This is a genomic window from Romboutsia sp. 1001713B170207_170306_H8, from assembly GCF_015550495.1.
GTDB lineage: Bacteria > Bacillota > Clostridia > Peptostreptococcales > Peptostreptococcaceae > Romboutsia_E.
This window is the reverse complement of record NZ_JADNAX010000007.1, coordinates 21,585-34,689: the sequence shown is the minus strand read 5'-3', so window position 1 is coordinate 34,689 and position 13,105 is coordinate 21,585. Positions and strand designations below refer to the sequence as shown.

Sequence of the window (13,105 nt, the reverse complement as noted above, 5' to 3'; positions counted from 1 at the left end):
CCTTATAATCTCTATATAATGTTTGAACATTACCTTTTTAATCTTCTGCGTTCATTAAATATGATAATGTAAATAAACTTTCTGTTAGATTAACATTCTCTACTATAACAGATGGAGGAACATCTAAATCTACTGGCGCAAAGTTCCATATTCCTTTTATTCCTGCACTAACTAATCTATCTGCTAATTCTTGACCACCTTTTTTAGGAATACACATTATTGCTATATCTACATCATTTTCTTTAATAAACTCTTCTAATTGTTCCGAATCTAATACTTCAAAGTCTCTTATTTTTAGACCTATTAATCTTGGATTTGCATCAAATAAAGCCTTTATTTCAAATCCTGCTTTTCTAAATCCTGAATAATTTGCTATTGCTTGACCTAAATTACCAGCACCTATTAAAACTGCATTATATTTAGTATCTAGTCCTAGTATTTTACCAATTTCTTTATGAAGAGCATCTACATTGTATCCGTACCCTTGTTGACCAAATCCTCCAAAATTATTTAAATCTTGTCTTATTTGCGATGCAGTGAATCCGATTATATCACTTAATTCTTTTGAAGATATTCTTTGTATGTCTTTATCTAATAAGTCGCCTAAATATCTGTAATATTTAGGTAACCTTCTTATTACCGCCATAGATATATTTTTATTACCCACAGCTTCACCTCCTATATTGTTTAAAATTTATTTAACTTTCCTGATGAAATGTTTCTTTTTTTAAAACATCTTATATATCCTTGATTATATTATATCAAAACATTATAATTTTAGGTAGTTTAAGGAGGTATAAAATTTATGATCGTTCTTTCGTGCAATAACTTAAATAAAAGTTTTGGAATAGATTCTGTATTAGAAGATATATCATTCACAGTAAATGAGGGAGATAAAATTGGTATAATCGGTATTAACGGTACTGGTAAAACAACTTTATTTAAAATAATTTCAGGTGCTTATGGGTATGACAATGGAGATATATATACATCTAAAGATTGTGAAATAGGCTATCTAGAACAAAATATGAACTTCCATTCAGAAAATACTATATTAGATGAAGTTCTTGAAGTTTTTAGAGATCTAATAGATATGGAAAACTATTTAAGAAATTTAGAATTAAAAATAGCCGAAGAGAGTACTAAAGCAAACTCTTCAGATTTAGAAAAACTTATGAATGAGTACTCTCATAAATTAGAGCTATTTTCTGATAAAAATGGATACGGGTATAAGTCAGAAGCTAAAGGTGTACTAAAAGGATTAGGATTTAGTGATGAAGATTTAAACAAAACTATCAGTATTCTTTCTGGTGGAGAGAAAACTAGAGTACTTTTAGGTAAATTATTACTTAAAAAACCTACGTTATTAATGCTAGATGAACCTACTAACCACCTAGATTCTGAGGCAATAGAGTGGCTAGAATTCTTTTTAAAGCAATATAAAGGAACTGTTATGCTTATATCTCATGACAGATATTTTTTAGACCAAGTAGTTAATAGAACTTTTGAAATTCATAATAAAAAATTAAAAACTTATAATGGAAACTATTCTAAATTCTTAGAGTTATCCAGAGTTGAAAAAGAATTAGAATTAAAAAAATATGAAGATCAACAAAAGGATTTAAAAAAGCAAGAAGAATCTATTGAAAGATTAAAGGCATATGGACGTGAAAAGCATTTAAAGAGAGCTCGTAGCAAAGAAAAAGCTTTAGATAAAATCGATGTACTTGATAAACCTGAGGCTTATAGAAAAAAAGCTAGAATAGAATTTAATCCTTCTGTAGTCAGTGGAAATGATGTGCTTCAAGTCAGAGATGTGTCGATGGGGTATGAAAATAGAATTCTATTTAAAGATTTAAATTTAGATATATATAGGGGAGAAAAAGTTGCTCTTATTGGTGCTAATGGAATAGGAAAATCCACTTTATTTAAAATTATAATGAATGAAATAATACCTTTAACTGGTATGGTTACTTTAGGTACTAATGTTAATGTTGCATATTTCCATCAAGAACAAAAAACATTGAATTTAAACAATAGCATCATAGACGAAATTTGGGATAGTAACAAACACTTAACTCAAACTCAAATTAGAAGTATGTTAGGTGCATTTTTATTTGAAGATGAAGAAGTATTTAAGAAAATATCTACTTTAAGTGGTGGAGAAAGAGCTAGAATTGCTATATTAAAATTAATATTATCAAATGCAAACTTTTTATTACTTGATGAGCCTACTAACCATTTAGATATAGATTCCAAGGAAGTTCTTGAAGAAGCTTTATCTAATTATACAGGAACTATATTTACTATATCTCATGATAGATATTTCTTAAATACAGTTGTAGATAAAATATTAGTATTAGATGAAAATGGTATAACAGAATACCTTGGAAACTATGACTACTATATGTTTAAAAAAAGACAAGTTCAAGAAATAGGTCTTATCCAAGAAGAAGATAAAGAAGAAAAAACTAAAACTCAATTAAAAGAAGAAAAAAGAAAAGAAAGAGAACAAAGAGAAGCTGAAAAGAAAAATAGAATTAAAAGACAGAATATAGAAAAAGAAATTGAAACTACAGAAAGCAAAATAGAAGAATTAGATATACTTCTTTGCCAAGAAGAGGTTTATTCTAATCCAAACAAAGCAAAAGAAGTAAACCTAGAAAAATCACAACTTGAAAGTAATCTAGAAAAACTCTATGAAGAGTGGGAACAGTTGGTTTAATATGTTATTATATAGAGATGTAAAAATTAATTTTTAATAAAGAGGTGATTATTTGCAAGGGTTATTTAAATTAGATAAAGAAAATAAAACTTTTTATAAACTATTAATTTCACTTTGTATTCCTATGATAATACAAAATCTAATATCGTCTTCTGTTAATGTAATAGATACAGTTATGATTAGTAGCTTAGGAGAATCATCTGTTGCTTCTATTGGAGTTGCAAATCAATTTTTCTTCCTATTTAACATGACATTATATGGAATAACAGGTGGTGCAGGTATATTTATATCTCAATTTTTCGGAAAAAAAGATATAAATAATATTAGAAGTGTAACTGGTTTGAGCACAATCTTAGCATTTATAGTTAGCTGTTTATTTTTCTTACCAGCTTTAGTGTCACCAAAATTAATAATTAATATATTCTCAAATGATACAGAGGTTATAAAATTATGTATTCAGTACTTTAGCATTATTGCATTTTCTTATCCAATAATTGCAGTAAGTACAGTGTTTAGTATGGGTGCCAGAGGTGTTAGAAACCCTAAATTAGGTATGATATGCAGTACTATAGCCTTAGGAACAAATATAATCTTAAACTATGGGCTTATATTAGGTAACTTTGGGCTTCCTGCACTAGGAGTTAAAGGTGCAGCAATAGCTACTGTTATTGCTAGAATCATTGAATTAGTACTTATAGTTTCTTATGTTTATTTTATTAAAAAAGACTATGTTTTAAGATTTAATTTAAGTGATGTAAAGAGAATAAAGTCTGAGTTCTTAAAAACTTTTATATCTAAAAGTTTACCAATATTCTTAAATGATAGCTTATGGGCATTTGGTACTGTACTATATTCAGTTGCATATTCAAAGGCCGGTACTTCCGCTATTGCAGCTAGTCAAATAGCTACTAGTACAGGAAATTTCTTTATCATGACTTCCGTATGCATCGCAAATGGAGCTGCTATTATGCTTGGTAATGAATTAGGTGCCGATCATATAGATAAAGCTATTCGTTATTCTAAAAAGTTTTCTATATTAGTAACTTTAACAGGATTATTATTTGGAATTTTATTAATTGTTAATATACCATTATTATTAAAAGTATTTAATGTATCTAAGTCCCTATCTCCTGATATAATAAAAATATTTGTTATAATGGGTATATTGATGGCTTTAAAATCCTTTAATACTTTTATAGTTATAGGTGTCCTTAGAAGTGGAGGAGATACAAAATACTCATTATTCCTAGAACTTGGTTGTATGTGGTTAGTTTCATTACCTCTAACATTCTTAGCTGCATTTAATGGTGCACCTATATTTATGTTAGTTTTACTAACTTATACTGAAGAAATTGCTAAATTTTTATTTGGTGTTCCTAGGGCTCTCTCTAAAAAATGGGCTACTAACTTAGTAAAAGAGATCGTTTAGATCTAGTTTTTATTCAATCAATAACTTAGGTATAAAATAAAATGTGGCTACCATAAAGATAAAAAATCTTATACATGGTAACCACTTTTTTTATTTTCTAGCATTTACTATAATTCAAATTTGAATAACTATAATACTATCTTTGTCCTATTTTTAACCCTGGCACAGCATTTAGTCTCATATCATCTCGTCTTCCATTTAAGTAACTATAATATCCTGCACATCCTATCATTGCTGCATTATCTGTGCATAAAACTAACGATGGATATTTTATATTTATTCCATGTTCTTTTGCCATTTCAGTTATTTTTTCTCTAAGGGCTGAATTTGATGCCACTCCCCCTGCTAATGCTATTGTTTTATAATTTTTATCTATAGCTGCCTTTATTGCTTTAGTAGATAATACTTCTACAACAGCTTCTTGGAATGATGCAGCTACATCCTCAACAACAATATCTTCATTTTTCATTTTCTTAGCATTTAAGTAATTTAATACAGCTGATTTAAGACCACTAAAACTAAAATCATATTCTTCGTCCATATTAGCTCTAGGGAATTCTATAGCATGCTTATTACCTAATTTAGCTAATCTATCTATTATTGGTCCGCCTGGATATCCAAGTCCCATAGCTCTTGCTATTTTATCAAAAGCTTCTCCAGATGCATCATCTCTTGTTCTACCTAAAATTTCATATACTCCATAATCTTTTACTTCAACTAAGTGAGTATGTCCACCTGATACTATTAAAGTTATAAAAGGTGGCTTTAAGTCTTTATGTTCTATATAGTTTGCACTTACATGTCCTTCTATATGATTTACACCAACTAATGGTATATCTAGTGTATAAGCTAATGCTTTTGCATGAGATAATCCTACTAGTAGTGCTCCTGCCATACCTGGGCCATATGTTACTGCTATATGATCTATATCGCCAAACTCTACTTTAGCTTCATCCAAAGCTTCTTGTACAACTTCATCAATATTTTCTATGTGCTTTCTTGATGCCACTTCAGGTACTACTCCACCAAATTTTTTATGTGTTTCAATCTGAGTTGATATTATATTAGATAAAACATCTCTACCATTTTTTAATATGGCCGCTGATGTTTCATCACAACTACTTTCTATAGCTAATGTTATTACATCTTTCATTATTACACCTCTTTTATATCATTCCACATTATTATGGCATCTTCTTTATTATTACTATAATATTCTTTTCTAATTCCAGCCATCTTAAATCCATATTTTCTATACAAGTTTTGAGCCACTATATTTGATGATCTCACTTCTAACGTCATAGATACTATATTGTTATCTTTACATACTTGTACTAGTTCTTTTATTAGTTGATCTCCAATTTCTTTCCCTCTATAATCTTCATGTACTGCTACATTAGTTATATGACCTTCATCTACTACAAACCATATACCAACATAACCAACTACTTCTTTATCTACTTTTGCAACAAGGTACTTAGCTAGGTTATTAGATAATTCTTTTTTAAATGAATCTCTTGACCAGTAATCTTCAAAACAATTTTTTTCTACTTCAAAAACTCCGTCAATGTCATCAACTTTCATTTCTTCTATTATAAGATTATTTATCATTTTTTAACCTCTTCATTTTTTCTTCATATTGAACTTCTGCTTGGGATTTTCTTATATACATTGGATTTATATCATAGCAATTATAAATATCTATATTTTTATTATATTTTTCTTTAGCAATAGAACATAAGCTACTTGCTTTAGTAACATTATGTGATGATGCTGGTGTTTTAATATTCTTTATTTCTTTTATTTTATCTTCATATTTATAAACAGCTTCTCCAACTAAAATCCATTCTTCGCTATCATTAGATATTTCTTCTAATAAGCTTTCGATTTCAACTACATCTACTGGTTGTATTTCAACTATACTTCCATTTTCAAATTTATATCTTCCAGTATAAACTTGATTTCTTTGTGCATCTAATATAGAGCATATTTTCTTATCGCACAGATTCATATTTCCACTTAAAATTTCTAAAGAGTTTACTCCTATTATAGGTAAATTATTTACATGTGCTATTGCCTTTGCAGTTGCCATACCTATTCTTAATCCTGTAAATGACCCCGGTCCTATACTTATTGCTATTGCATCTATATCTTTTATATCCACTTCACTCATTGATAGCATGTTTTCTATCATTGGCATAAGTTTTTGAGAATGTGTCGTTTTTGTATTTACAGTATACTCACATACTAATTTGTTATCTTCAATTACAGCTACGCTCGATGCATTTGAAGATGTATCTATACCTAATATTTTCATTACTTAGTCAACTCCTCAACGATTTTTTTATATTTTTCCCCAACAGGATTTAATATCATTTCTCTTCCCATATCTTTATAACTTAATTGTATATCTAAGTACTCACTTGGAAGTATATCTTCTATAAGATTTGCCCATTCTATTATACATACTCCATCAGAATTTATATACTCATCATATCCAATGTCATACATTTCTTCACTACTTCCGATTCTATAAACATCAAAATGATATAATGGTAATCTACCTTCATATTCATTTACTATTGTAAATGTTGGGCTTGTTATATAATCATCTACACCAAGTGCTTTTGCTAAACTTTGAGTCATAGTAGTCTTTCCTGCTCCTAAGTCTCCTATTAAGCAAATAACACTTCCTGGTGTAAGTAACTTTCCTAACTTATATCCAATCTCTTTTGTTTGTTCTTCTCCGTCCAAATATATTTTAACCATGACTTCATCTCCATTATAGTTTAAGTATTTATTCATTCGATAAATATTATTATATTATAATAATTAACTTTAATCAAAATTTTACACAGCAAATAAGTAATATCTTTACATTTACTATGAATTAATGTGTTTTACACGGCATTATACAGAATAATAGTTTATATTTAGATAAATAATAAAATAAATAATTAAATATAAGGAGGAGTTCTTAATATGCCTAATGATGATACTATCAAACTCTTAAATGAATGTAATGCTGGTATAAAAATGGGTGTTGAATCTATAAATGAAGTAATAGATCACGTAAAAAATGATAATCTTCGTAATATTTTAAATAAATATTTAGAAGATAATAAAAGTCTTGGTGATAAAACTCATGAATATTTAAACCAATTTCATGATAGTGGTAAGGAACCTAGTACTATAGCAAAAACTATGAGTTGGTTTAAAACAAATATTAAGTTATTACAAGGCAGCGATGTAGATGAACAAATAGCTGATTTAATGACTGATGGATGTAATATGGGAATAAAATCTATTTATAGATATTTAAATAAATATCCTAGCGCTAATAATGATGTTAAAGGTCTAGCAAAAGATATTATCACATCACAAGAAAAATTCCTTAATGATCTTAGAATATTTTTATAAATAAAAAAGCTTATGAAGTTAATTTCATAAGCTTTTTACCCTATTTTTTTAATAATTTATTCATCTTCTTATATAACGGTAATATACATAGTGTCATTATGCTTGCTTTTATTATATTAAATGGTGCATATACCCATATTACAAAAGTAAACAAATCATGTATCTTTGGATTTATTGCACTTCCCATAGCTATTATAGCATCTAAACTTCCAAATACTTGACCATATATCGGAGTTACCACAAAGTAGTTTGCTAAACATCCCATAATAGTCATTCCTAATATAGCTAGTAAAGCCCCCATAATTACACCTTTTAAATCATTTCTTCTTTTATAAACATAGGATATTATAACTACATAAGTTCCACCTATAATCGCATTTGCTATTTCTCCTACCCCACCAGTAAAAGTTGCTCCTATTTGAAGTAAATTTTTTATAAGAGCAATTATAAAACCAGCTAAAGGTCCCATTGCCATACCACCAAATATTGCAGGTATGTCTGATACATCTAGTTTTAAAAAACTTGGAAATATGGGCAATGGCACTGATATAAACATAAGTACATAAGCTACTGCTGATAATATTCCTACCTTAGCTAAAGTTTTTGCAGATACATATTTATTTTTTTTAATTGTTCCTTGCATAAAATTACCTCCCAATATATTTAAATAAAAATTTAAATAAATTAGAAATAAAAAAATCCGGAAATTAAAAAGCTCGAAGAATTATATCTCCGAGCTTATTTTTATGGATATAGTTTGTAAACTAATATATTATTAGTATACGCTTTTAACCATCTTCTCTCATCCAGACTTTACTGTCGGCTTTGGAATCTCACCAAATCATGCTACTAAAGTAGCTCGCGGGCTATAACCGCCGGTAGGGAATCTCACCCTGCCCCGAAGATTTTATATTTCTATTTAATTTATACTTATATACTAGTTAAAGTTAATCTTGTTGTCAACTTAACATAATATAAAATTTTATTTTTATATTAATTTATAAAATCTAAGCTCTTTTATAAACTATTTTTCCATCTATTATAGTAAATAATACATTGCTTTGAATTTCTAAAGGACATCCATCCCAAATAACTATATCTGCATCTTTTCCAACTTCTAGTGAACCAACTCTATCTTCTATTCCTAAAGTTTTTGCAGGATTTATAGTTATAGCTTCTAGAGCTTTATCTTTTTTCATACCATATTTAACGGCAATACCTGCACACATAGGAAGATATTGTACTGGTATAACAGGATGATCTGTCATTAAAGAGACTTGAGCACCTGCATTTGATAATATTCCAGCTGTATCAAATGTTAAATTTCTAAGTTCTATCTTAGATCTCTCTGATAAAGATGGTCCTACTATTACTGGATATCCTTCTTCAACTAAATCTTCTGCTATAAGATGTCCTTCCGTGCAGTGATCTAATGTAAGCTTTAAGTCAAATTCCTTTGCTATTCTTATTGCTGTAAACATATCATCTGCTCTATGTGCATGAACTTTAAATGGAATTTCTTTTCTTAATACCGGTATTAAGCTCTCCATTTTTATATCATATTCTGGCCTATCATGATCTTCATGCTCTTCAAATAATTCTATTTCTTCTAAATATTCTTCTGCTTTCTTTAAGTTTTCTCTTAATAATGATGCTATTGCCATCCTAGTTTGAGGTGTTTTCTCATCTCTTCCATAACAACTTTTAGGGTTTTCTCCAAAAGCTATTTTTGATGCAACAGGGTTTTTTATAACCATATTATCTATTCTTCTACCATGAGTTTTTATAGCTATACATTCTCCACCCATTACATTTGCACTTCCTGGAGTTGTACAAACAGATGTTATCCCTCCTTGAACAGCCTCTTCAAAAGTTCTATCCATTGGATTTATACCATCTATAGGATTTAATTGTGGAGTTATAGGGTCTGTTTCTTCATTTCCATCTGCTCCTTCAAATCCCATACCATCTTCCCATAATCCTAAGTGAGTATGAGCATCTATAAATCCTGGAAATACAAACTTCCCATCTGCATCTACAACTTCTATATCTTGTGAGGTTTCAATTTGTTTTCCTATTTTTACTATCTTTTTTCCTTCTATAAGTATATCTCCTACAAATATACCATTTGTTATTGTATTTATGATTCCATTTTTTATTAATATCATTTCAATCTCCTCCTAGAGGTTCTTACATCTTCATCGATAAAGAAACTCTTTTCTTATCTAAGTCAATGCCTATAACTTTTACATCAACAATATCTCCTACTGAAACTACATCCATAGGATCTTTTACAAACTTATTACTCATTTGAGATTTATGAACTAAACCATCATTTTTAATTCCAATATCAATAAAAGCTCCAAAGTCTACTACATTCCTTACAGTTCCTTTTAATATCATACCTTCTGTTATATCTTCTATTTTTAATACATCCGTTCTAAGTATAGGTTTAACTCCTTCTTCTCTAGGATCTCTTCCTGGCTTCTTAATTTCAGAAATTATATCTTTTAAAGTAATTTCTCCTACTTCTAAGTTTTTACTTAATTCCATTATACCTATTTTTTGTACTCTTTCATCAATATCTTGTATATTTCTATTTTTTACATCTTCTAAAGAGTATCCTATAAGTTCTAGCATCTTCTTACATATATCATAACTCTCAGGATGGACACCTGTATTGTCTAAAGGATTTTTAGCATTTGATATTCTCATAAATCCTGCACATTGAGTAAACGCTTGTGGACCTAGCCTTTTTACTTTTTTAAGTTGTGCTCTTGATGTAAAATCTCCATTTTCTTCTCTATATGCTATTATATTTTTAGCTATAGTTTTACTTATACCCGCAATATGCTCAAGTAAAGAATAAGATGCTGTATTTAAATCTAAACCTACACTATTTACAGAGTCTTCTACTACTCCATCTAAAACTCCTTCTAATCTCTTTTGATTTAAATCATGTTGATATTGACCAACTCCTATACTCTTAGGGTCTATTTTTACAAGCTCTGCTAATGGATCTTGAAGTCTTCTTCCTATAGATATAGCCCCTCTTATAGAGACATCTAAGTCTGGATGTTCTTCATTAGCAAGTTCTGATGCAGAGTAAACAGATGCTCCGGCTTCACTAACTATCACATACTGAACATCTTTATCAATTTCTTTTATCATATCAGATATAATACTTTCAGATTCTCTTGATGCTGTTCCATTTCCTATTGCTATTATATCTACATGATATTTATCTATAAATTCTTTTAATTTTCTTTTAGTTCCATCTACATCATTTTTAGGTTCAGTTGGATAAACTGTTGCATAATCTAAAAACTTACCATTTTTATCAACTACAGCTACTTTACATCCAGTTCTAAATCCAGGGTCAAATCCTATTACTACCTTTCCTTTAACCGGTGGTTGTAATAATAGACTTTTCACATTTTGTCCAAATACATTTATAGCTCTTTCTTCAGCTGCTTCTGTTAAAGTATTCCTAACTTCTCTTTCTATAGAAGGGAATATCAATCTTTTATAAGAATCTTCTATAGCTTGTACAATTTGTTCTTTACTTGATACATTTTCATTATTTACATATTTACCTATAATATGATTTAATACTTTATCATTATTTATTTCTAATTTTACTTTTAAGAAATTTTCCTTTTCTCCTCTATTTATTGCTAATGTTCTATGTGGAGCAATATTTTTAACACCTTCACTATAATCATAGTACATATCATATACTGATTTTTCATCTATTGTATTTTTAGTACATATAATACCATCTCTTAATGCAAGCTCTCTTATATATTTTCTAATATCTGCATCATCTGAAACAATTTCAGCTATTATATCTTTTGCTCCTTTTAATGCATCTTCTAATGAATTAACTTCTTTTTCTTCATTTATGTATTTTTCTGCTTCTAATTCTATGTTATCTATTTTTTTATTTAAGATACTCATTGCTAATCCTTCTAATCCTTTTTCTTTAGCAATAGTAGCTCTTGTTCTTTTCTTTTGTTTGAATGGAGCATATATATCTTCTACTTCTTGAAGAGTTTTAGCTTTTAGTATTTTTTGAGTTATTTCATCTGTTAATCTCCCTTGTTCTTCAATTATTCTGGTAACATCTTCTTTCCTACCTTCTAAATTTCTTAAATATGTTAATCTATCGTATAGCTCTCTTAAAGTAACATCACTCATAGCCCCTGTCATTTCTTTTCTATACCTAGCTATGAATGGTATTGTATTACCTTCATCAATTAATTTTATTGTATTATTTATATGTTCATCTTTTAAATTAAACTCTGCTTTTAATACTTGATTTATATCCACAATACTTCCTTCTTTCTATAAAATTTATAATATTTAAAATTTTAAATAAGGCTTAAGAATCAAATTCTCAAGCCTTACCTTAAATTATTTTTTATTTTTATTCATTTTAAGATATTCATTTATAAATAAATCTATACTACCGTCCATTACACTATCTACATTTCCTATTTCTGCATTAGTTCGATGGTCTTTTACCATTTTATATGGTTGGAATACGTATGATCTTATTTGGCTTCCCCAAGTTATTTGAGAGTATTTACCTTGTATATCTTCTATTTTTTCTTTTTGCTCCAATTCTTTTAGCTCTATAAGTTTTGCCATGAGCATTCTCATAGCTCTATCTTTGTTCATATGCTGAGATCTTTCATTCTGACATTGAACCACAACTCCAGTTGGAATATGTGTTATTCTTACTGCTGAATCAGTAGTATTTACATGCTGACCTCCAGCACCTGAAGCTCTATAAGTATCTATTTTCAAATCATTATGATTTATTTCAATTTCTATATTTTCATCAAGTTCAGGAGTTACATCCACTGATGCAAATGATGTATGCCTTTTTCCTGATGGATCAAATGGAGATATTCTTACAATGCGGTGAACACCTTTCTCACTCTTTAAGTATCCATAAGCATTTAATCCTTCAATTAATAAAGTCGCACTCTTTATACCTGCCTCTGGATCTGAAAGTATATCTAAAAGCTTTACCTTATATCCTTTTCTTTCTCCCCATCTTACATACATTCTAAGAAGCATCTGAGCCCAATCTTGGGCATCTAATCCACCTGTACCTGCATTTATAGATAGTATTGCATTATTTTTATCATACTCACCACTTAAAAGCGTTTTTATTCTCATATTATCAATATCTTTTTCAAGATTATCAATACTACTTTCTATTTCCTTACAAACTGAGTCATCACTTTCCTCTAGCCCTATTTCTATTAATAACTCGATTTCTTCTAAACTTTCTTTTAAGCTATTATATTCTTCAACTATATCTTTAAGAGCTTTATTTTCCTGAATAACCTTTTGAGCCTTTTCATTGTCATTCCAGAATTCTTGCTTATTCATCTCTTCTTCATTTTTTTCTATTTGTTTTAACAATGAAGAAATGTCAAAGAGAGTCCCTCATTTCTTCTAGATTTGAAGACATTTTTTCTATACTTTGTCTATATTCTTGTATGTTTAGCATTTAA

The 13,105-nt window shown here is 28.8% G+C and carries 12 protein-coding genes and 1 riboswitch; of the genes, 3 read left to right on the top strand and 9 right to left on the bottom strand.

Annotated features, from left to right (window positions below):
• Positions 1-37: 37 nt before the first annotated feature.
• Positions 38-667 carry a redox-sensing transcriptional repressor Rex gene (locus I2A66_RS12635; protein WP_164489062.1) on the bottom strand — a complete coding sequence of 210 codons (630 nt, stop codon included), beginning with the start codon at positions 665-667 and terminating at the stop codon, positions 38-40.
• Between the two features lie 138 nt (positions 668-805).
• On the opposite strand from I2A66_RS12635, the gene I2A66_RS12630 reads away from it, so the two are divergent.
• Both I2A66_RS12630 and I2A66_RS12625 read left to right on the top strand, forming a co-directional pair.
• Positions 806-2,725 carry an ABC-F family ATP-binding cassette domain-containing protein gene (locus tag I2A66_RS12630; protein WP_122640426.1) on the top strand — a complete coding sequence of 640 codons (1,920 nt, stop codon included), beginning with the start codon at positions 806-808 and terminating at the stop codon, positions 2,723-2,725.
• 52 nt (positions 2,726-2,777) lie between these two features.
• Positions 2,778-4,154, top strand: coding sequence for an MATE family efflux transporter (locus tag I2A66_RS12625; protein WP_122640425.1), 1,377 nt, complete (start codon positions 2,778-2,780; stop codon positions 4,152-4,154).
• Between the two features lie 136 nt (positions 4,155-4,290).
• Here I2A66_RS12625 and tsaD read toward each other — a convergent pair whose 3' ends face one another.
• From tsaD to tsaE, 4 genes are read right to left on the bottom strand one after another with little or no spacing between them, the layout of a single operon-like run.
• Positions 4,291-5,307, bottom strand: coding sequence for a tRNA (adenosine(37)-N6)-threonylcarbamoyltransferase complex transferase subunit TsaD (gene tsaD / locus I2A66_RS12620; RefSeq protein ID WP_122640424.1), 1,017 nt, complete (start codon positions 5,305-5,307; stop codon positions 4,291-4,293).
• Between the two features lie 2 nt (positions 5,308-5,309).
• On the bottom strand, positions 5,310-5,765 hold the full coding sequence (gene rimI, locus I2A66_RS12615) for a ribosomal protein S18-alanine N-acetyltransferase (RefSeq protein ID WP_243113401.1): 456 nt from the start codon (positions 5,763-5,765) through the stop codon (positions 5,310-5,312).
• The gene (gene tsaB, locus I2A66_RS12610; protein WP_147516779.1) at positions 5,755-6,471 is read right to left on the bottom strand and encodes a tRNA (adenosine(37)-N6)-threonylcarbamoyltransferase complex dimerization subunit type 1 TsaB; all 717 of its coding nucleotides are present in this window, start codon (positions 6,469-6,471) and stop codon (positions 5,755-5,757) included. The genes rimI and tsaB overlap by 11 nt, the downstream gene beginning before the upstream one ends.
• Complete coding sequence (gene tsaE / locus I2A66_RS12605) at positions 6,471-6,923, bottom strand: tRNA (adenosine(37)-N6)-threonylcarbamoyltransferase complex ATPase subunit type 1 TsaE (protein ID WP_122640422.1); 453 nt, start codon at positions 6,921-6,923, stop codon at positions 6,471-6,473. Before tsaE ends, tsaB begins: the two co-directional genes overlap by 1 nt.
• A gap of 213 nt (positions 6,924-7,136) precedes the next feature.
• Here tsaE and I2A66_RS12600 point away from each other — a divergent pair, with 213 nt between their 5' ends.
• Positions 7,137-7,574, top strand: a complete 438-nt coding sequence (locus I2A66_RS12600; protein WP_195251785.1) for a hypothetical protein — start codon at positions 7,137-7,139, stop codon at positions 7,572-7,574.
• Positions 7,575-7,614: 40 nt separating this feature from the next.
• Here I2A66_RS12600 and I2A66_RS12595 read toward each other — a convergent pair whose 3' ends face one another.
• From I2A66_RS12595 to prfB, 4 genes are all read right to left on the bottom strand, one after another.
• Positions 7,615-8,217 carry an ECF transporter S component gene (locus I2A66_RS12595; protein WP_122640420.1) on the bottom strand — a complete coding sequence of 201 codons (603 nt, stop codon included), beginning with the start codon at positions 8,215-8,217 and terminating at the stop codon, positions 7,615-7,617.
• 147 nt (positions 8,218-8,364) lie between these two features.
• Positions 8,365-8,484, bottom strand: a riboswitch (FMN riboswitch).
• Positions 8,485-8,581: 97 nt separating this feature from the next.
• On the bottom strand, positions 8,582-9,742 hold the full coding sequence (locus I2A66_RS12590) for an amidohydrolase (RefSeq protein ID WP_122640419.1): 1,161 nt from the start codon (positions 9,740-9,742) through the stop codon (positions 8,582-8,584).
• Positions 9,743-9,764: 22 nt separating this feature from the next.
• Positions 9,765-11,906 carry a Tex family protein gene (locus I2A66_RS12585; RefSeq protein ID WP_122640418.1) on the bottom strand — a complete coding sequence of 714 codons (2,142 nt, stop codon included), beginning with the start codon at positions 11,904-11,906 and terminating at the stop codon, positions 9,765-9,767.
• An 84-nt stretch (positions 11,907-11,990) separates the two neighbouring features.
• Positions 11,991-13,101 (bottom strand): peptide chain release factor 2 gene (gene prfB / locus I2A66_RS12580; RefSeq protein ID WP_122640417.1). Its coding sequence is split into 2 segments (ribosomal slippage): positions 11,991-13,025 and positions 13,027-13,101, totalling 1,110 coding nucleotides; the frame shifts between segments, so codons are not numbered across the junction.
• Between the last annotated feature and the right edge of the window lie 4 nt (positions 13,102-13,105).

Excerpts from the sequence above, each read along its gene's own strand:
- I2A66_RS12630 (WP_122640426.1), top strand. The coding sequence starts at position 806 with ATGATCGTTCTTTCGTGCAATAACTTAAATAAAAGTTTTGGAATAGAT.
- tsaD (WP_122640424.1), bottom strand. The coding sequence starts at position 5,307 with ATGAAAGATGTAATAACATTAGCTATAGAAAGTAGTTGTGATGAAACA.
- rimI (WP_243113401.1), bottom strand. The coding sequence starts at position 5,765 with ATGATAAATAATCTTATAATAGAAGAAATGAAAGTTGATGACATTGAC.
- tsaB (WP_147516779.1), bottom strand. The coding sequence starts at position 6,471 with ATGAAAATATTAGGTATAGATACATCTTCAAATGCATCGAGCGTAGCT.
- tsaE (WP_122640422.1), bottom strand. The coding sequence starts at position 6,923 with ATGGTTAAAATATATTTGGACGGAGAAGAACAAACAAAAGAGATTGGA.
- I2A66_RS12600 (WP_195251785.1), top strand. The coding sequence starts at position 7,137 with ATGCCTAATGATGATACTATCAAACTCTTAAATGAATGTAATGCTGGT.
- I2A66_RS12595 (WP_122640420.1), bottom strand. The coding sequence starts at position 8,217 with ATGCAAGGAACAATTAAAAAAAATAAATATGTATCTGCAAAAACTTTA.
- I2A66_RS12590 (WP_122640419.1), bottom strand. The coding sequence starts at position 9,742 with ATGATATTAATAAAAAATGGAATCATAAATACAATAACAAATGGTATA.